The organism is Aquitalea pelogenes (genome assembly GCF_041914625.1).
Classification (GTDB): Bacteria; Pseudomonadota; Gammaproteobacteria; order Burkholderiales; family Chromobacteriaceae; genus Aquitalea; species Aquitalea pelogenes.
The window spans coordinates 20,770-40,109 of the sequence record NZ_JAYSDA010000012.1 but is presented as its reverse complement, the minus strand read 5'-3'; the positions used below and the strand labels follow the sequence as shown (position 1 = coordinate 40,109).

The window sequence follows — 19,340 nt, the reverse complement described above, 5'->3', positions numbered from 1 at the left end:
GAGAGTGATCAAGGCACATCTTCTGCCACTGGCGCAGGCTGTCTGCCTGACCGTTAACAGCCACCATCATGAAACGCAGCGCAGCCCTTACCCCACTCTCACACGACCATCACCATGCCCTGTCGCTGGCCATGCAAGCCGGTAAAGCGGCACGGCAGGATGATGCTGAAGAGTGGCAACGCGTCGCCCGGCGACTGATCCAGCATTATCAGGACAGCTTGCAAGCCCATTTCGCCCAGGAAGAACGCCTCTTGTTACCTGCGCTGTCACAAGCCAGCCAGCAGGCTGCGGTTGAGCGCACGCTGGCAGATCACGCCCATTTGCATGCCCTGCTGCAACATCCGCAACTGGCCTCGCCAGCCATGCTGCAAGCCTTTGCCGATGCCATGACTGCCCATGTCCGCTTTGAAGAGCGCGAACTGTTTGTGCTGGCGGAAAGCCTGTCGGCAGTGATGGCTGCCCTGAATCAGCACGGGAAGGACTAAAAGCAGACAGGCCGCATGTGCTGCGGCCTGTTGTCATCTTGATGAATCCTGCTGTGCGGCTAGTGCGGCGAGCGCTTGAACAGGCCGAACAGCTCGTACTTCTCGCGCGGTCGCGATCCCTGCCACAACAAGCTCCAGCCCGGCTCGGCCAGGCCCTCGGTACGTGAACGCATCAATAAGCGGTAGTCGCAGGGGCTGCTTTCGCCAGCCGGATAAGCTACCAGATCTATCCCGCCATAATAGTGCCAGCTGATGCGCGCAATCATGTTCTCGCGCTCGGTGGCAATGCAGCTGCTGCCATTGAGTACCGCCGGGGGCACGTTGCGCAGCATGCTTTCCACCACCGGGCGATAGCTCTTTGCCGCATCCAGCCACGGCAGCCACAGGCTCAGCGCCAATCCCCAGCACAAGGTAAGTCCGGCAGCCCAGTTGGTAATGGCTTGCCGACCACGCACATGGCTGCGGGTGACCGCCCATATCCAGGTGATGGTGGCCAGAATGGCAAAGATGGCGGCCAGCAGCGAAACATGTGGCACATAGTAAGGACTGAAATACTGTGCCCGGCCTGCCAGCCGTTCTGGCCAGCCATAGTTCATCGCCGCCCAGCCCGCCCAGATCAGCAGGCCGAACACCCCGAATGCCATCAGGCCGAACCAGTTGAGAAAGGCCGCAGCGCCACGCCGCAGATTATCCAGCTCAACCGCAGCGAGCAGGGACAGCGGCAACAGCAGCGGCATGGCGTAATCCATGCTCTTGCGCACCGACAGCGTCAGCATGATCAGCACCACGGCAAAAAACATCAGCGGCAGCTGCAACATGGGCAGTTCGTACTTGCGGTTGCGGTACAGCGTCCAGGCGGCAAGCGGCCAGGCCGGCCAGGCAAACCAGATGGTATTGAAGGTGTAGTAGCCAAAACCGTGAAACAGTCCTACCTTGCCAAAGCCGTCCAGCGGGCCCAGCGCATGGTGTTCCCACCACAGGCGGAACAGCGCCGGATAGCTGCGGGACAGCTCCAGCGGCCAGATCAGCGCCACAGGCACAGCCACCAGCAAGGCCATCAGCACGGTGATGACATAGCGCTTGTTGCGCCACGCGGCAAAGGCCGGCAGGAACAGCACGACAGCCCACACCAGCATCACTTCCAGCAGGCTGGCACTCAGGAACAGGGCGGCGCTACCTGCCCCCAGAATGGCACCGGCCAGTCCGGGAGAGCGCAGGGTGAGCGACAGGGCATAAAAGGCGGCGGCAAAACCGGTAAAGCTGGCTACCATCGGCGTCATCTGGTGGCCGGTGACAATCAGGCCCAGACAGCCAATCAAAATCATCACCACGCTGCGTCCGTGACGGCGGCCTATCAGGTCACGCCCGGTCATCCCTGCCAGGGTGAGTCCCAGGGTCATGAACAGCGGCGTTGCCAGCCGCGCGGCATCATGGGCAGGGAGCAGCCAGGGGGAAAACAGCTTGGCAAGTACCGTGGCCACCCAGTAATACAGCGGTGGGGATTCCAGATAGGGTACGCCCTGGATGGTGGGCAGCAGCCAGTTGCCGCTGCGCAGCATGCCATCCACTACAGCCATCACATAGGGTTCGTCAGGCTTCCACGGGTCGTGACCGATGATGCCCGGCCACAGCCAGACAAAACACAGCAGCAACAAGACCCAGGGCTTTTCGGTGGGAACGGGAACGGTGGCGTTTTGCGGGGAGTACGTCAGCATCGAGGCGCGCGCCAGTTGGAGTAAAGCATTATTTTAATGTGCAAGCACACGCAGCGGAAATGAAAAAAGGCAGCCTGGGCTGCCTTTTTTCCAAAGCTTACAAGCTTAGCGCTTGAAGAAGCCACCGAACTTCTGGTTGAACTTGTCGATACGGCCGGCGGTATCAACAATCTTCTGCTTGCCAGTGTAGAACGGGTGGCAGCTGGAGCACACTTCAATGTGGAAGGCGTCCTTGCCCATGGTGGACTGGGTGGTGAAGGTGTTACCGCAGGAGCAGGTAACCGCAACTTCTTTGTAATTCGGGTGGATATCAGCGCGCATGATGAGCTTCCTTGGTTACGGGTACAGGGGTTTTGCCTGTACTACTTGGTGAAGGGGTGCATTATCCGCGCTTTATCAGCACTTGACAAGTCGCCCGAAACGAAAACGGCGACAGCCCTTATCAGACTGCCGCCCTGGACTTACCCGGCCAGCAATGCAGGCTCAGGCACGACGCCAGCTGGTGCCCTGCGCATTGTCTTCCAGCACCACACCCTTGGCGATTAGCTCGTCACGGATACGGTCGGACTCGGCCCAGTTCTTGTTGGCACGCGCATCACGACGCGCCTGGATCAGGGCTTCGATCTGCTCGGCAGTCAATTCACCTTCACCGGCACCGGCCTTGAGGAATTCCTCCGGCTCACGTTGCAGCAGGCCGAGCACGCCGCCCAGGTCCTTCATCAGGCGGGCCAGTTGCACATCGCGGCTCTTGTTGACTTCACCAGCCAGCTCGAACAGCACGGCAACGGCTTCGGAGGAGCTGAAGTCGTCATCCATCGCTGCCTTGAAGCGCGCAGCGTACGGGTTGCTCCAGTCAATGCCCGTGCTTTCCGGCAGCGCCAGACCGCGCAAGGCAGTGTAGAGACGAGTCAGGCCCTGCTTGGCATCGTTGAGGATGCTGTCGGTGTAGTTGACCGGGCTGCGGTAGTGGCTGCGCACAATGAAGAAGCGCACCACTTCGCCGTCGAAATGCTGCAGCACGTCGCGGATGGTGAAGAAATTGCCCAGCGATTTTGACATCTTTTCGCCATCGACATTGATGAAGCCGTTGTGCAGCCAGTAATTCACATACTGATGGCCATGCGCGCCTTCGGACTGGGCGATTTCGTTTTCATGGTGCGGGAATTGCAGGTCTTCACCACCGCCGTGGATGTCGAAGTGCTCGCCCAGATGGTGGCAGCTCATCACCGAGCATTCGATATGCCAGCCCGGACGGCCAGCACCCCATGGGCTGTCCCAGGACGGCTCGCCCGGTTTGGCAGCCTTCCACAGCACGAAGTCCAGCGGGTCGCGCTTGTTGGGGTCGATTTCCACGCGCTCACCGGCGCGCAGCTTGTCCAGCGTACGGCCAGACAGCTTGCCGTAGCCTTCAAACTCGCGCACCGCGTAATACACATCGCCATTGGGGGCCGGATAGGCCTTGCCATTGGCAATCAGCTGTTCGATCAGCGCAATCATGCCGCCCACATGATGGGTGGCGCGCGGTTCGTGAGTCGGCGGCAGCAGGTTCAGCGCAGCGGCATCCTGATGCATGTCGGCGATGGTTTCCGCCACCAACTGGTCCGGGGTAATGCCGCGTTCCAGCGCCCGCTTGATGATCTTGTCTTCGATGTCGGTGATGTTGCGCACGTAGTTGACATCGTAACCGGAGGCCTTGAGCCAGCGGTAGATCACGTCAAAGGCGGCCAGCATGCGGGCATGGCCGATATGACAGAGGTCATACACCGTCATGCCACACACATACATACGCACCTTGCCCGGTTCGATGGGATGGAACTCTTCTTTCTGGCGAGTCAGGGTGTTGTACACGTTCAGCATGATCTAGATAACCTGTGCTTGGGTAAAAGGGGAAATTGTATCAGAGTCGTCAAGCCCCCGCGAAGCGCCTGCACACTGCCCGTCCTGCTGCGCGGAAAATGAAAAACCGGGCCAGTGCCCGGTCCCGAGTGACATCTGCTGCCAGTAAATGGGGTCACACCGGCGGCCATTCAATACGGCGGTAGTCCGGCACGCCCTGACGGAAGGGTGGCATGCGCTCCCCTTCCATCAGCGGCAGCAGGTAATCCAGAAAAGCCTGGGTCACGCCATAGCCATCGGCAGAGATGAAGTGCGACGGGAAAGCCTTTTCCAGATCCCCAACATCAGAGAGCGGAAACTCCGCCACTTCCCAGCGGTAAGGGTGATCGGACAGGCGGCGGATGCCCGCCATCACACCGCTGCGGCCGGCCTGCAGCCATTCCACGCCCTTCTGCCCCATCTGGTAAGCCTGGGCGGCATCGGTGGCCGACACCAGATGCCCGGCTGCGCGTTGCAGATAATCCACCTGCGCCACATGGGCGGACAGGCCGCGCTCGCGCTTGAGCAGCGCCGCCAGCCAGCTGCCCACCCCGCCCAGTTGCTCGTGGCCATACACGGCCGAGGCATTGGCCTCGGTGACAAAGCGTCCGGCGGCATCCACCAGGCCTTCTGCCACCGAGATGGCGCACTGGCCATGCGCCGCCAGACTGGCATCCACTGCCGCCAGAAACTTGTCCTGATCAAACGGCACTTCCGGCAGCAACACGATATGCGGTGCCTGCCCGCCGTGAATCCGCGCCGCAGCCGGTGCCGCCGCCAGCCAGCCGGTATGGCGGCCCATGGCCTCCATGATGAATACCCGGCCGCGGCCCATGCTGATCATGTCCATGCCCACTTCCAGCATGGTGCTGGCCAGAAACTTGGCCGCCGAGCCATAGCCCGGACTGTTGTCGGTGCCGACCAGATCGTTGTCTATGGTTTTGGGCACACCGATGACATGCAGGGCGTGGCCGGTGTGACGCTGGAAATCCGCCAGCCGGGCGGCACAGCCCAGCGAGCCGTTGCCGCCATTGATCAGCAGATAATGAATGCCGTGACGCGCCAGCACCGCTTTCATGCGCAGCCAGTCCTCAGGACATTCGTCGAAACGGCCTATCATGCGGCGGCTGACGCCAAAATGCCCGCCGGGCAAAAAACCCAGCCGGGCGATGTCATGATCGGACACCCCATCGGTATTCACCAGCCGGTCTTCCAGCAGGCCAGCCAGGCCGTCGCGGGCGGCATACACCGAGATGCCCAGCTTGCGGGCGGTTTCGATCACCCCTTGCGCCGAGGCATTGAGAACGGCGGTGGGACCACCGGATTGCAGATACAGCAGGCGAGGCTGGTTCATCACACTTCTCCGCAAAGCAAGACTGAATGGTTTTGATGCTAGGCAGGACAGGTGTAGCAGGCAAATTACATCACGCCAAAGTCGACGCGCATCAAATGCTGCGCTGGCGAAGCTTGTCAGTGCCCGCCGAACGGTGTATCCGATCAACAGACATGAAAAAAGCGGGCCAGCAGGCCCGCTTGAGAGAGATTCAGCACCAAGTCGGGTAAGTAAGTGCTTACTTACCCGTTGGGACAAAAAATCACTTGCTCCAGTTATCGCGCAAACCCACAGTCCGGTTGAACACCGCACGCACACCTTGCTGATGGTCGTAACGGTCGGTGACAAAGTAGCCCAGGCGCTCAAACTGGAAGCGCGATTCCGGGGCTGCTTTAAGCACGGCGTCTTCCACATAGGCAGTGACGGTTTTCAGCGATTCCGGGTTGAGGAACTGGCGGAAGTCGACATATTCGCCATCGTCGCCACGCACCGCATCCGGACGCGGCTCGGTGAACAGGCGGTCGTACAGGCGAACGTCGGCTTCAATCGCGTGCTCGGCCGATACCCAGTGAATCACGCCCTTGACCTTGCGGCCTTCCGGGTTCTTGCCCAGGGTGTCGTGGTCGATGGAGCACTTCAGTTCCACCACCTTGCCGTCGGCATCCTTGATCACTTCATCGCACTTGATGACATAGCTGTAGCGCAGGCGCACTTCGCCACCGGCGGTCAGGCGCTGCCACTTGGGCGGCGGCACTTCGGCAAAGTCGTCACGCTCGATCCAGATTTCACGGCCGATCGGCACTTCGCGCTCGCCGAATTCCGGGTGATGCGGATGGAAAGGCGCGCTGCGACTGGCGGTGACGGCGGCATCGAAGTTGGTGAGGGTCACCTTGATCGGGTCCAGCACGGCCATCACACGCGGCGATTCGTTTTCCAGCATCTCGCGCACAGCGCCTTCCAGCACGCTCATGTCGATGATGTTTTCACCCTTGGACACGCCGATGCGCTGGCAGAACAGGCGAATGCCGGCCGGGCTGAAACCGCGGCGACGCATGCCTTCGATGGTGGGCATGCGCGGGTCGTTCCAGCCATCCACCAGGCCGTCGGTCACCAGCGCCTGCAGCTTGCGCTTGGAAGTAAGCGCGTACAGCAGTTCCAGACGGGAGAATTCGTACTGGCGCGGGTGGCAAGGAATGGTGATGTTGTCCAGCACCCAGTCGTACAGCGGGCGATGGTCTTCGAACTCCAGCGTGCACAGGCTGTGGGTAATGCCTTCCAGCGCATCGGAGATGCAGTGGGTGTAGTCGTACATCGGGTAGATGCACCACTTGTCGCCGGTACGGTGGTGATGTGCGCGGCGGATGCGGTAGATCACCGGGTCGCGCAGGTTCACGTTGCCGGAAGCCATGTCGATTTTCAGGCGCAGGGTCTTGCTGCCGTCCGGGAATTCACCGTTACGCATGCGGGTGAACAGGTCGAGGTTCTCTTCCACGCTACGGTCGCGGAAGGGGCTGTTCTTGCCCGGCTCGGTCAGGCTGCCGCGATAGGCGCGCATTTCTTCGGCGTTCAGGTCGCAGACAAAGGCCTTGCCCGACTTGATCAGCTCGACGGCATAGTCATACAGCGCATCGAAGTAATCCGAGGCGAAACGGACATTGCCATCCCACTTGAAGCCCAGCCATTCCACGCTGTCCCTGATGGACTGCACGAATTCGTCCGACTCTTTTTCCGGGTTGGTGTCATCCATGCGCAGATTGCACTTGCCCTGGTAATCCTCGGCCAGACCGAAGTTCAGGCAGATGGATTTGGCGTGACCCACGTGCAGGTAGCCATTGGGCTCCGGCGGGAAGCGGGTGACGATGGAACTGTGCTTGCCGGAAGCCAGATCCTCGTCAATGATGTTGCGAATGAAGTTGCTGACTACTGGCGCGTTGTTTTCCGTGCTCATGATTCTGGCTGCAGACTGATTGAAAGCAATCGGTGATTGTAACCGATTTGCCCTTGCTGGGGAGAGGTAGTCCCGGCATGGCCGGTTTTGCCGGGGAAATACAGGCTGGCCGGTACTTTGCCCGGCCAACCGCCCGCTTGGTTTACAGCAGCTTGCGCCCGGTGATGGCCTGCAATTCGGCCAGTGGCGAGCGTGCCGGGTTGGCCATGTCCTGCGCGGCCAGCCAGAAAGTCTGCTCCAGCATGAACTGGCCGGACATCACCGCATGCGAGGCATGGTCGGAGAAACACACCCAGCCGCAGCCAGACGGAAACGGCATGGTTTCCTGCGGGCAGGTGCGCTGGTAGTCCATGTCCGCCTTCATGGCATCGTGCAGATGCAGCATCAGGTGGTCGTAAGCGCTGCGTTTGCGCTTGGTGATTTTCAGCGCAGCCATGAGTGCGGCCGAACCCGGCCATTGGTAAGGCACCCGAGGCAGCATGCGCCGCGCCATGTCGGCAAACGGCTCCCCGACGCGCCACACGCGCGGTTCACCATTGGGATTGGCATTGTAGAACACGCGCAGGATGCGCTCGCCGTAGGTGGGGCGGGACGGGAAGGCATCCACGTGCAGGCGGCTGTCGTCCTTGCGCCAGGAAGTCTGGCGATTTTCCACCCGCATCAGGCGCAGGCTGGTGGGTGCAGCGCGCAGCTTGCCACGGTATTCCGGCAGCAACTGGTTGACCAAGGCAAAGGCGCTGTCGCGATAGCGGGCAATCAAGGCGCGCACTGCGGCTTCGTTGGCCGGGTCGGCCACGCCATGCAACTTGCCATCATCTTGCGGCTCCAGGCTGATGTTCTTGCGTTTAGGGTCGGCAATGGCCGGGTTCAGCAAGGCCAGTTCGGCAGGCTGGATGGCAAAGTCCAGCTGCGGCAGAAACAGTACCTTGCCGCTTTCCAGCTCAGCTACTTGGGATTCAGACGTTTTTCCGTCCAGATGGATGATCTGACTGCTCATGCGCAATGTTTCCTGTGCTGTATGTGGCTGATGTGAAGCAATACAACACATCAGCATGACAAACCAAGACAATCCGCAAGCCTACGCCAAACTGCGGCCAAGGTCACACTCCGGCAGCGCTTGCAGGGCGGCAAAACCGCCAAACAACTGATTTCAACGGAAAATATTGCCCTCCACCCCTACTCCCAGCATGGCAATTCGCCATTAAAAACAACAATTTATGCTGATAAAAATCCAGAAGTACGGCATAATGCCCGGTTGCTTATCCACCTGCGCCACCAGCCGCTTTCATTCAGCATGACGACACAGCCAGCCGCCGCCAAACCGATTACCTCTTACCGCAAGTACTGGGCCAGCCGCTTCGGCACTGCCCCTTTCCTGCCGATGAGCCGCGCCGAAATGGACCAGCTGGGCTGGGATTCCTGTGACATCATCCTGATTTCCGGCGATTGCTATATCGACCATCCCAGTTTCGGCATGGCGCTGGTGGGCCGTTTGCTGGAAGCCCAGGGCTTCCGCGTCGGCATCATTGCGCAGCCGGACTGGCAGTCGGCCGAGCCCTTCCGCGCACTGGGCAAGCCGAACCTGTTTTTCGGCGTCACCGCCGGCAATATGGACTCGATGATCAACCGCTACACGGCGGACCGTCGCCCGCGCTCGGATGATGCCTACACCCCCAATGCCGAACCGAACAAGCGCCCGGACCGTGCCGTCACCGTGTATGCCCAGCGTTGCCGCGAAGCCTATCCCGGCGTGGGGGTGATGATCGGTTCCATCGAAGCCAGCCTGCGCCGCATCGCCCACTTCGATTACTGGAGCGACAAGGTCCGCCAGTCGGTGCTGATTACCTCCAAGGCCGACATCCTGCTGTATGGCAATGCCGAACGCGCATTGGTGGAAATCGCCCATCGTGCTGCCAAGGGTGAAAAACTCAGTGAAATCCGCGACGTACGCGGTACCGCCTTTGTGGTGCAGCAAGGCTGGCGTCCGGATGAGGAATGGCAGGAGATGGACTCCAGCGTGGTGGACACCCCCGGCAAGGTGGATCCGCACCTGAATCCGTATCAGGAGATTCCGGAACAAGCAGCAGAGGCCACCAAGGGCAGCGACCCGACTGCTCCGCAGGTAATCCGCATCGAATCGCGCGAAGAGCGCCTGGCCAAACGCCGCGCCGAACGTGCCAAAACCGTCATCCGCATTCCGGCCTACGAAGCCGTGGCGCACGACCCGGTGCTGTATGCACACGCCAGCCGCACCCTGCATCTGGAATCCAACCCCGGCAATGCGCGCGCACTGGTGCAGCTGCACGGCAGCCGCGATGTGTGGCTGAACCCGCCGCCCATTCCGCTGACCACCGAGGAAATGGACTTCGTCTACGGCCTGCCCTACGCCCGCAATCCGCACCCGTCCTATGGCAATGCGCACATTCCGGCGTGGGAAATGATCAAGTACTCGGTCAACATCATGCGCGGCTGTTTTGGCGGCTGTACCTTCTGCTCCATCACCGAGCACGAAGGCCGCATCATCCAGAGCCGTTCGGAAGAATCCATCCTGCACGAGATCGAGGAAATCCGCGACAAGACGCCGGGCTTCACCGGTCACATCTCCGATCTGGGCGGCCCGACTGCCAATATGTACCGCCTGTCCTGCAAGGACCCGAACATCGAACGCTCCTGTCGCAAGCTGTCCTGTGTGTTCCCGGACATCTGCGAGAACCTGAATACCGACCACAGCCACCTGATCCAGCTGTACCGCAAGGCACGTGCCCTGCCGGGGGTGAAGAAGATCAACATCCAGTCCGGCCTGCGTTACGACCTGGCGGTGCGCTCGCCCGAATACATCAAGGAACTGGTGCAGCACCACGTGGGCGGCTACCTGAAAATTGCCCCGGAGCACACCGAAGACGGCCCGCTGTCCAAGATGATGAAACCGGGCATGGGCGCGTACGACAAGTTCAAGGAGCTGTTCGAACGCTTCAGCCGTCAGGCCGGCAAGGAACAATACCTGATCCCCTACTTCATCGCCGCCCACCCCGGCACCAGCGATGAGGACATGATGAATCTGGCGCTGTGGCTGAAGAAGAACAACTTCCGTCTGGATCAGGTGCAAACCTTTACCCCGACGCCCATGGCCATGGCCACCACCATGTGGCATACCCGGCGCAACCCGCTCAAGCGCCTGTCGCGCAGCTCGGAAAAAGTGGATGTGGTGCGCGATGGTTATCGCCGCAAGCTGCACAAGGCCTTCCTGCGCTATCACCACCCGGACAACTGGCAGATCATTCACGATGCGCTGATCAATATGGGCCGCAGCGACCTGATCGGCCACAGCAAGCACTGCCTGATTCCGCCCACCCCGCCGGGTGACAAATCCGCTGCGGTGCGTCACCGTCTGGGCGCGCCGGCGGCACGTCAGGGCAATGGCAAGCCCGGCCAGCCGCGTCCGGGTCAGGGCAAGGCCACGGCAGCGCAAGGCAAATCCTTTGGTGGACGTCCGCAAGCCACCGGCCGGCCGGGAGCAAAACCGGGCAGCAAACCGGCAAGCCAGGCCACTGGCACCAACCGCAGCAAGCACAAACGCTGATCCATCATCATCGGCAATAAAAACGGCATCGCCTGGCGATGCCGTTTTTATTGGGCAGACTCCCTGTTTGGCAGCTAAAGTAGCAGCCAACCGGATTCAAACAGGACATGGACCATGGGGGCTTCGCTCAAGCTGGCGGAATTGCTGGGTTCGCTCAGCTATGCACTGGATATCACCGAGGGACAACCTGAAGGCCATTGTGTACGCAGCTGCTGGATAGGCATGCACATTGGCCGTGCCATCGGGCTGGACAGCCAGTCACTGTGGGAACTGTACTACGCCATCCTGCTGAAAGACCTGGGCTGCAGCAGCAATGCCGCCCGCATCAGCGAACTGTATCTGGCAGATGATCGCCAGTTCAAGCAAGACTTCAAGCTGGTAGGCAGCAGCTTGCAGGACAAGCTGGGTTTTGTATTCAGCCATACCGGTCGCCACGCCGGCTGGGCCGACCGCCTGGCATCCATTATCAGCATTGTGCGCAATGGCAAGGAAATTGCCGACGAACTGATCCAGACCCGTTGCTATCGAGGTGCGGATATCGCCCGCCAGCTGCGCTTCAATGAAAACGTGGCGCGCGGCATCCAGTCGCTGGACGAGCACTGGGATGGCTCCGGCCGTCCGCTGGGTTTGCAGGGTGAGGCCATTCCGCTCAATGCCCGCATTGCCCTGCTGGCGCAGGTGGTGGATGTGTTTCACATCACCAGTGGTCGTGACGGTGCGCTGGCCGAGGTGCAGCAACGTGCCGGCAACTGGTTCGACCCACAACTGGTGGCCAGCTTTGCCAGCGTGGCCAGTGACGAAACCTTCTGGCAGGTGCTGGAATCGACGGCTGTCGATCAGGCGGTACTGGCGCTGGAACCGGCCCAGCATCAGGTGGAAGTTGATGAAGATTATCTGGATGAAATTGCCGAAGGCTTCGGCCAGGTGGTCGACTCCAAAAGCCCCTTCACCGCCGGTCACAGTCAGCGGGTAGGTCATTATGCCGACCGTATTGCCGCCACCCTGGGCCTGGATGATGCGCGCCGCCGCTGGCTCAAACGCGGCGCCCTGCTACACGACGTGGGCAAGCTGGGGGTGAGCAACCGCATTCTGGACAAGCCAGGCAAGCTGGATGCCGAGGAATGGGCCGCCGTGCAAAAACACGCCAGCTACACCCACGCCATTCTTGGCCGCATGCAGGTGTTTGCCGAGCTGGCCGATGTTTCCGCCGCCCACCATGAACGACTGGATGGCAAGGGCTATCCGCGCGGTCTGTCAGGCGACGCCATCACCCTGGAAACCCGCATCATCACCACCGCCGACATTTTTGACGCCATCAATGCCGAGCGGCCATACCACCCGGCCACGCCGGTGGCCAAAACACTGGACATCATGCAGCAGAACCTGCACGTGGCTATCGATCCACGCTGTTTTGCAGCCTTGCAGCAGGTATTGCGCGAGGAAGGCCAGCTCTAGCCCCACACCACCCCGCTGGTCAGCAACTGTTCGGCACGCTGCAAGGCGGCTGCCAGGTCCGGCTGCAGATTATCCGCACCCAGATCATCCACCAGCCGCGACCCCTTGAGCATGTCCAGCACCTCATCGGTCGCACCACACAGAATCAGCGTCTTGCCCTGTACGCGCAGCTTGTCGTTCAGACTGTCCAGCGCCAGCAAACCGGTGGTATCCAGCATCACCAGCCGGTGCAACTGCAAGATGATGACGCGCGCCTGCTCGGCCTGCTGGTGAATGATTTCCACACTGTCCGCCGCGCCGAAAAACAGTGCACCCTCCACCCGGAAAGCCGCGCAGCCATCCGGCACATGCTTGCCGGCAATGGTATGGCGCTCGAACAACTGCGCATATTCCGGCAACAGGCGGTTGACCGAGGTATGGCTGGCCATGCTGCGGATGAAGAACACCGCCGCCATCAGCAGGCCGATCTGTACTGCCACCGTCAGGTCAAACACCACGGTCAGCACAAAGGTGACAATCAGCACGGCGGTATCGCGCTTGGGAAACTGGAAAGCCTTGCGGATATCCCAGTCCCCCATTTTCAGTGCCACCGAAATCAGGATGGCCGCCAGCACCGCCAGGGGAATGCTCGCCGCCAACGGGGCTGCCACCAGCAAAATCAACAGCAGCAACACCGCATGCACCATGGCAGCCACCGGGCTGCGACCGCCGTTGCTGATATTGGTGGCAGTGCGCGCCACCGCTCCGGTCGCCGGAATGCCGCCAAAAAACGGGGCCACCATATTGGCGATGCCCTGACCGATCAGCTCCTGATTGGAATCATGCTTGTCGGACGTCATGCTGTCCGCCACCACCGCACACAGCAGTGACTCGATGGCCCCCAGCAGGGCAATGGTAAAGGCCGGTGCCAGCAGGTCGGACAAATGGGTCGGGTCCAGGTCCAGCCCGCCAAAGCTGGGCAAGCCTTGCGGAATACCACCGAACTTGCTGCCCAGCGTGGCCACCGGCAGGCTGAACAAGGCCGTGGCCAGCGTCGCCAGAATCAGCGCGACAAAAGGCGCGGGCAACAGGCGGTTGAGTCGCTTTGGCCATAGCAGGATAAGCAGCAGGCTGGCCGCAGACAGCAGCAAGGTCGGCCAGTGAAAATTGCCCAGTTGCTCACGCAATACCTGCATCACGGCAAAGAAGCCGGCTGGCATCTTTTCCACCGGCAAGCCGAAAAAATCTTTCAGTTGGGTCAGGAAAATCAGCACGGCGATACCGTTGGTAAAACCGGTAATCAGTGGCAAGGGAAAAAAGCGGATCACCTGCCCCAGCCGGAAAATGCCCATCAACACCAGCATCACGCCGGACATGAAGGTGCAGATCAGCAGGTTGGCCACCCCGTACTTGGCCACAATGCCGTAGATGATGACGATGAAGGCCCCGGTAGGCCCGGTGACCGACAAACGGCTCCCCCCCAGCACCGCCGCCAGAAAACCGGCAATCACGGCAGTGAATATGCCAGCCTGTGGCGTCACCCCACTGGCCATGGCAAAGGCCATGGCCAAGGGCAAGGCGACAATGCCGACGGTAATGCCGGCCATGATGTCATCGCGCAGCAACTGGCGGTTATAGCTTTTGAGGGTATCAACAATACAAGGGTGGAATCCCGGACTGAACATGGTGCGACTTTCGTTGATGGCAAGCGGCAGCAAACAGTGCTGCCGCTGCATGTTTGTACTGTCATCATCGACGCCAACTACGCCAGGCGCAAGCCAGCCGGGTATCCCGCCAGCGGAATAACCGCCATGGCAGAGGCATATCGACACCCCAATTCAACAGGCGTAGCATGGTTTCAAGACCACTTCAGCATGAGGGAAAACCATGACGCAAGACAAAAATAACGATCCCGCCATCAGTACGCCCGCCGACACCACACCTGTCGCGGAAAATACCAGCTCCACCAGCACTCCTGCGGCCAGCCGCAAGCCTGCGCGCAGCACCAGCAGCCGCCAGAGCAACGTCAAGCGCGTGCATCAGGAATCGGTGAAAGCCATCGAAACCATCAGCCAGCAGCCGGTTGCACTGCAGGTGGCCGAGGCACCGCACGGCACCAGCGAAGACAGCAGCACCGCCGAACTCCCTGCCAGCTTCCCCTACCGCACCCGCATGCGCCGGGCCGAGTACGAAAAGATCAAGCTGGAACTGCAGATCGAGCTGTTGAAAGTACAGAACTGGGTGAAGGAAACCGGGCAGAAAATCGTCATCCTGTTTGAAGGCCGCGACGCTGCCGGCAAGGGCGGTACCATCAAGCGCTACATGGAACACCTGAACCCGCGTGGTGCCCGTGTGGTGGCACTGGAAAAACCGTCCGAGCGCGAACGCGGTCAATGGTATTTCCAGCGTTATATCGAACATCTGCCGTCTTCCGGCGAAATCGTGTTCTTCGACCGCTCCTGGTATAACCGCGCCGGCGTGGAACGGGTGATGGGCTTCTGCACCCCGGACGAATACCTGGAATTCATGCGCCAGACACCGCAGCTGGAACGCATGCTGGTCAACAGCGGCATCCATCTGTTCAAGTTCTGGTTCTCGGTCAGCCGTGAAGAACAGCTGCGTCGTTTCATCTCGCGCCGGGATGACCCGCTCAAGCACTGGAAGCTCTCGCCCATCGACATTCAGTCGCTGGACAAATGGGACGACTACACTGCGGCCAAGCAAGCCATGTTCTTCCACACCAATACCGGCGATGCGCCCTGGGTGGTGGTGAAATCGGATGACAAGAAGCGGGCACGGCTGAACTGTATCCGCCATTTCCTGGCCAGCCTGGACTACCCCAACAAGGACCCGCGCGTGGCCCATGCCGCCGACCCGCTGATCGTAGGTGCCCCCAAGCACATGCACAATGCAGATGAGGACAAGTCACTGCGTTTTGACGTCTGAAGCAAGCGACCCAAGCAGCCGCATCCGCGATGCGGCTGCTGTGCTAGAATTCGGCTTTGTTTCCGCCGACAGCACTCCTTACATCCATGAAAAAACTGCTCGCAAGCCTTGCCCTGTGTGCCCTGCCCCTGTTGGCACACGCCGCGCCGGTGGTGGAAATGACCACCAACAAAGGCGTGATTGAAATTACCCTGGATTCGGCCAAAGCGCCCAAGACCGTGGCCAATTTTGTCAGCTATGCCAAGGCCGGTTTTTACAACGGTACGGTATTTCACCGCGTCATCGATGGTTTCATGATTCAGGGTGGTGGTTTTGACGGCAAGCTGGAACAGAAGAAAACCAACGCGCCCATCCCCAATGAAGCCGCCAACGGCCTGAAAAACAGCATTGGCACCATCGCCATGGCCCGCACTGCCGACCCAAATTCGGCAACGGCACAGTTTTTCATCAACGTGGCCAACAACGAATTCCTTGACTACAAGAACCCCAGCCCGCAAGGCATCGGCTATGCTGTATTCGGCAAGGTCAGCAAGGGCATGGACGTCGTCAACCGCATTGCCAAAACCCACACCGGCAGCATGAAAGGCATGGATGACGTGCCCTTCGAGCCCATCGTGATCCAGAAGGTTGTGGTTAAACCCTGACCCGCCTTCACCGGCCAGCCACAGGCTGGCCTTCAGCACACCGCATCAAGCGTACGCTTCAGACAATAAAGGAATCCTCATGATCAAACTGAGCACCAACTTCGGCGATATCGTTCTGGAACTGTTCCACGACAAAGCCCCGGTCACTGCCGCCAATTTTGAAGAATACGTAAAGAGCGGCCACTACGACGGCACCATCTTTCACCGCGTAATCAACGGTTTCATGATTCAGGGCGGTGGTTTTGATGCCGACATGAAGCAAAAAGACACCCGCGATCCGATCAAGAACGAAGCCAACAACGGTGTTTCCAACAAGACCTACACCGTTGCCATGGCCCGCACCATGGACCCGCACTCCGCATCGGCCCAGTTCTTCATCAACGTGTCCGACAATGACTTCCTGGACTTCAAGTCCGAAACCACTCAAGGCTGGGGCTATGCCGTATTTGGCCAGGTTGTGGAAGGCAAGGAAGTGGTTGATCGCATCAAGACCGTGCGTACCGGTCGTAGCGGCGGTCACCAGGACGTGCCGGTTGAAGCCGTCGTGGTGGAAAAGGCCGAGATCATCTGATCCCGTCCAGGGCCACTAGCGGCCCTGTCAGCAAGCCAGCTGCCCCCGGGTGAGCTGGCTTTGCTTTGGCATTCTGACAATTGTTGCCCTTACTGAAACATCATGAGCCATCACTTCATTTCCGACCTGCACCTGAGCGAAGACAGCCCCGCACTATGCCAGTTGTTCGTGAGTACCTTGCAAGCATGGCAGGGGCAGATCGACAGCCTGTTCATTCTGGGTGATTTGTTCGAATACTGGGTTGGTGATGACGATGATTCTGCATTCTTGCAGGACATGCTGGCTGCCATGCAGCAGTTCTCCCGCCATACCCCACTTTATGTGATGCGAGGCAACCGCGACTTCCTGCTGGGCGAGGGCTTTTGCCAGCGCAGCGGGGCCATGTTGCTGGAAGACCCTCACCTGCTGGAGGCCTATGGCCAGCGTTATCTCTTGAGCCATGGCGATGCGCTGTGTACCGATGACACCGCCTATCAGCAATTCAGGGCCGTGAGCCGCAACCCGGCCTGGCAAGCCGCCATGCTGGCGCGCCCCTTGGCCGAACGCCACGCCATTGCCGCACAGGCACGCATGCAAAGTGAAGCCGCCAAACAGCAGCAAGGCCTGAGCGCCATTACCGATGTCACCGAACAGGCCGTTCTGGCATTACTCGACCAGTATGACTGGCCGGTTCTCATCCACGGCCACACCCACCGCCCGGCCTGCCACAGCTATCAACAAGACAACAAGTCCAGTCAGCGCTGGGTGTTGACCGACTGGTACGGCAATCATGGCGGCTATCTGCGGCTGGATGAAAATGGTCTGCAGGCTCATGCACTGACAGCAGGCCACCAACACGACTAGCCTCACCAATGGGAGCCATTGCGGCTTAATTGCAACTAGGCGCGCTGCTGGCTCTGCCCACCCCCTGCCCCTACTACTGTTTAAAACAATTCTTTAGGACAGTATGTAATACCTTCACTCTGGCAATAATGTGCTATTCCTGATAAGTGGGCTTGCTGACATTTCCACTGCAGTCTCAAGCTCACTTACAACATGGCATGCCTGACATGCCTGACAACAGCAGCACAGCAGACAAGGCCCGCCAACAGGCAGGGTCTGGCCGGACATGTGCGGGCTTTGGGGAATCACACCAATGCAGAACCATCACCGTTTTTTCTCGGTGCGCCAGCGTTTTGTCTGGCTCACGCTGGTGCTGGCCAGCTTGCTTGCCGCCGTGGCGCTGGGAGCGGCAGTACTGATCAGGCAAATCACCATCGGTGGCCCGCAGTACCACCGCATCATCCAGGCCAAGGATCTGGTGGCAGATATCCTGCCGCCACCGGCTTACATCATTGAAGCCAATCTCCTCGTCCATCAGCTCAGGCTGGCATCCGTTGAGCAGCAAGCGCATCTGCTGGGGCAGTTACAGCGCAGTGAACAGGCATTCAATCAGCATTACCAGTACTGGCAGCGACAGGACCTGCCTGTTGCATTGCGCGAGTCTCTGACAGGCCAGGCTCAGGAATATGGACGTGAGTTTTTCATATTGCTGAATCAGCAGTTGCTTCCGGCCCTGCAAAAAAAACAGGACCGCCAGGTAAACATTGTTTTTGCCCATATGCAGCAGGTGTATGCACAACACCGCCAGGCTATCGACAAGGCCGTGATTCAGGCCCAGCAATACCAGCAGCGACTGGAAGATGAAGCAGCCAGCAGCAACCGGCAAAACTGGCTGCTATTGTCACTGTCCTTGCTCGGAACCGTATTGGTCGTGGCCCTGTTATTGCGCTGGAGCTATCGCCGGCTGATTGCGCTGCTGGGTGCGGAACCGGCCCAAACCCGTCAGCATATCGGCCAACTGGCAGAGGGCCAGTGGCAAGGCCGTCTGCAGCAAGTCAGCCCCCACAGCATGAGTGGTGTACTGGACAGCATGATCAGCCGCTTGAGCACCGTCATGCACGGCATACGCCAGACTGCGACCGACATGCGCACCTTGTCCGGACAGGTAGAACATGCTGCCAGCCATGTCGGAGACCAAACCAGCAGTCAGGCGGCCCATCTGGAGGAAATTGCCACCACCTTGCAGCAGTTTTCTTCCACGCTGGATGCCACCATGCATAGCGCCCAGCAAACCGAACAACAAGCCATTGCAGCGGTAGATGCCAGCCGTGAAGGCCGCTTGCTGGTAGAAAACACGGTGCAGGCCCTGCACCATATCATTCAGTGCATAGAGCAGATCGACGACATTGTTTACCAGACGGATTTGCTGGCCTTGAATGCCACAATCGAAGCCGCCCGCGCCGGAGAACACGGCAAGGGTTTTGCCGTGGTGGCGCAGGAGGTTCGCAAACTGGCCCAGCGCAGCAAGGACGTGGCGCAGGAAATCCAGCAACTGTCGCAACAAACCATGAGCCGGGCCGAACATGCCGGTAGTGCCATGGGTACGCTGGAAGACATCATCAGCCAGACCCGTCGCCTGGTGGAACACATCAACAGCAGCAGTCAGGAACAGAACCTGGGCATCAGCCAGATTTCACAGTCCTTGAACCAATTAAGCTATTCATCAGTGCAAAACGCTGAAGAATCGCTGAACATGGCCACACTTTCGCGGGAAATGCTGCAGTATGCTGAAGCCTTGCAACAACGGGTGGCCTTCTTCCGCTTGCGTGACCAAGCCGCTGACCACCGACAGTTATCCGCTCTGGATGGCGAAAGCAGCGCCCCGCTGACCGCCGCCTGACCCTCGCTCGCCCTCTCTCCCCATCGTCAGACACAGGGTAAACCCGCAAGGGCAAGCCCTAAATGACGATTTGATGCTTGATCACTA

Annotated in this window: 15 protein-coding genes; 8 read left to right on the top strand and 7 right to left on the bottom strand. The window is 59.8% G+C overall.

Translation table 11 applies throughout. The features are described 5' to 3' along the window. The first annotated feature begins 68 nt into the window (after nucleotides 1-68). Nucleotides 69-485, top strand: a complete 417-nt coding sequence (locus ACE3SE_RS11350) for a hemerythrin domain-containing protein (RefSeq protein WP_374555335.1) — start codon at nucleotides 69-71, stop codon at nucleotides 483-485. 59 nt (nucleotides 486-544) lie between these two features. Here ACE3SE_RS11350 and ACE3SE_RS11345 read toward each other — a convergent pair whose 3' ends face one another. The 6 genes from ACE3SE_RS11345 to ACE3SE_RS11320 all read right to left on the bottom strand — a co-directional run bounded on the left by ACE3SE_RS11345 (nucleotide 545) and on the right by ACE3SE_RS11320 (nucleotide 8,353). Beyond that, on the bottom strand, nucleotides 545-2,200 hold the full coding sequence (locus ACE3SE_RS11345; RefSeq protein WP_374555333.1) for an ArnT family glycosyltransferase: 1,656 nt from the start codon (nucleotides 2,198-2,200) through the stop codon (nucleotides 545-547). Between the two features lie 105 nt (nucleotides 2,201-2,305). After that, nucleotides 2,306-2,521, bottom strand: coding sequence for a 50S ribosomal protein L31 (gene rpmE / locus ACE3SE_RS11340; RefSeq protein WP_045847109.1), 216 nt, complete (start codon nucleotides 2,519-2,521; stop codon nucleotides 2,306-2,308). Between the two features lie 162 nt (nucleotides 2,522-2,683). Beyond that, complete coding sequence (gene cysS, locus ACE3SE_RS11335; protein WP_045847108.1) at nucleotides 2,684-4,057, bottom strand: cysteine--tRNA ligase; 1,374 nt, start codon at nucleotides 4,055-4,057, stop codon at nucleotides 2,684-2,686. A 154-nt stretch (nucleotides 4,058-4,211) separates the two neighbouring features. After that, the gene (locus ACE3SE_RS11330; protein WP_062789081.1) at nucleotides 4,212-5,429 is read right to left on the bottom strand and encodes a 6-phosphofructokinase; all 1,218 of its coding nucleotides are present in this window, start codon (nucleotides 5,427-5,429) and stop codon (nucleotides 4,212-4,214) included. 241 nt (nucleotides 5,430-5,670) lie between these two features. Next, nucleotides 5,671-7,356 (bottom strand): glutamine--tRNA ligase/YqeY domain fusion protein, encoded by a 1,686-nt coding sequence (locus ACE3SE_RS11325; protein WP_374555330.1) that lies wholly within the window; start codon nucleotides 7,354-7,356, stop codon nucleotides 5,671-5,673. A gap of 142 nt (nucleotides 7,357-7,498) precedes the next feature. Continuing rightward, complete coding sequence (locus tag ACE3SE_RS11320) at nucleotides 7,499-8,353, bottom strand: Kdo hydroxylase family protein (protein ID WP_374555328.1); 855 nt, start codon at nucleotides 8,351-8,353, stop codon at nucleotides 7,499-7,501. Between the two features lie 297 nt (nucleotides 8,354-8,650). Here ACE3SE_RS11320 and ACE3SE_RS11315 point away from each other — a divergent pair, with 297 nt between their 5' ends. Both ACE3SE_RS11315 and ACE3SE_RS11310 read left to right on the top strand, forming a co-directional pair. Beyond that, nucleotides 8,651-10,936, top strand: coding sequence for a YgiQ family radical SAM protein (locus ACE3SE_RS11315; RefSeq protein ID WP_374555326.1), 2,286 nt, complete (start codon nucleotides 8,651-8,653; stop codon nucleotides 10,934-10,936). Between the two features lie 114 nt (nucleotides 10,937-11,050). Then, on the top strand, nucleotides 11,051-12,391 hold the full coding sequence (locus ACE3SE_RS11310) for an HD-GYP domain-containing protein (RefSeq protein WP_374555324.1): 1,341 nt from the start codon (nucleotides 11,051-11,053) through the stop codon (nucleotides 12,389-12,391). On the opposite strand, the gene ACE3SE_RS11305 is transcribed toward ACE3SE_RS11310, so the two are convergent. Continuing rightward, on the bottom strand, nucleotides 12,388-14,055 hold the full coding sequence (locus ACE3SE_RS11305) for a SulP family inorganic anion transporter (protein ID WP_374555322.1): 1,668 nt from the start codon (nucleotides 14,053-14,055) through the stop codon (nucleotides 12,388-12,390). The two genes, ACE3SE_RS11310 and ACE3SE_RS11305, sit on opposite strands and share 4 nt — an antisense overlap. A gap of 403 nt (nucleotides 14,056-14,458) precedes the next feature. Here ACE3SE_RS11305 and ppk2 point away from each other — a divergent pair, with 403 nt between their 5' ends. The 5 genes from ppk2 to ACE3SE_RS11280 all read left to right on the top strand — a co-directional run bounded on the left by ppk2 (nucleotide 14,459) and on the right by ACE3SE_RS11280 (nucleotide 19,253). Beyond that, on the top strand, nucleotides 14,459-15,316 hold the full coding sequence (gene ppk2, locus ACE3SE_RS11300; protein WP_204377090.1) for a polyphosphate kinase 2: 858 nt from the start codon (nucleotides 14,459-14,461) through the stop codon (nucleotides 15,314-15,316). An 86-nt stretch (nucleotides 15,317-15,402) separates the two neighbouring features. Further along, nucleotides 15,403-15,960 (top strand): peptidylprolyl isomerase, encoded by a 558-nt coding sequence (locus ACE3SE_RS11295; RefSeq protein WP_045847101.1) that lies wholly within the window; start codon nucleotides 15,403-15,405, stop codon nucleotides 15,958-15,960. Nucleotides 15,961-16,039: 79 nt separating this feature from the next. Next, nucleotides 16,040-16,531 carry a peptidylprolyl isomerase gene (locus ACE3SE_RS11290; protein WP_045847100.1) on the top strand — a complete coding sequence of 164 codons (492 nt, stop codon included), beginning with the start codon at nucleotides 16,040-16,042 and terminating at the stop codon, nucleotides 16,529-16,531. Between the two features lie 102 nt (nucleotides 16,532-16,633). Next, on the top strand, nucleotides 16,634-17,374 hold the full coding sequence (locus ACE3SE_RS11285; RefSeq protein ID WP_374555320.1) for a UDP-2,3-diacylglucosamine diphosphatase: 741 nt from the start codon (nucleotides 16,634-16,636) through the stop codon (nucleotides 17,372-17,374). Between the two features lie 292 nt (nucleotides 17,375-17,666). Next, the gene (locus ACE3SE_RS11280) at nucleotides 17,667-19,253 is read left to right on the top strand and encodes a methyl-accepting chemotaxis protein (RefSeq protein ID WP_374555318.1); all 1,587 of its coding nucleotides are present in this window, start codon (nucleotides 17,667-17,669) and stop codon (nucleotides 19,251-19,253) included. Nucleotides 19,254-19,340 lie beyond the last annotated feature (87 nt).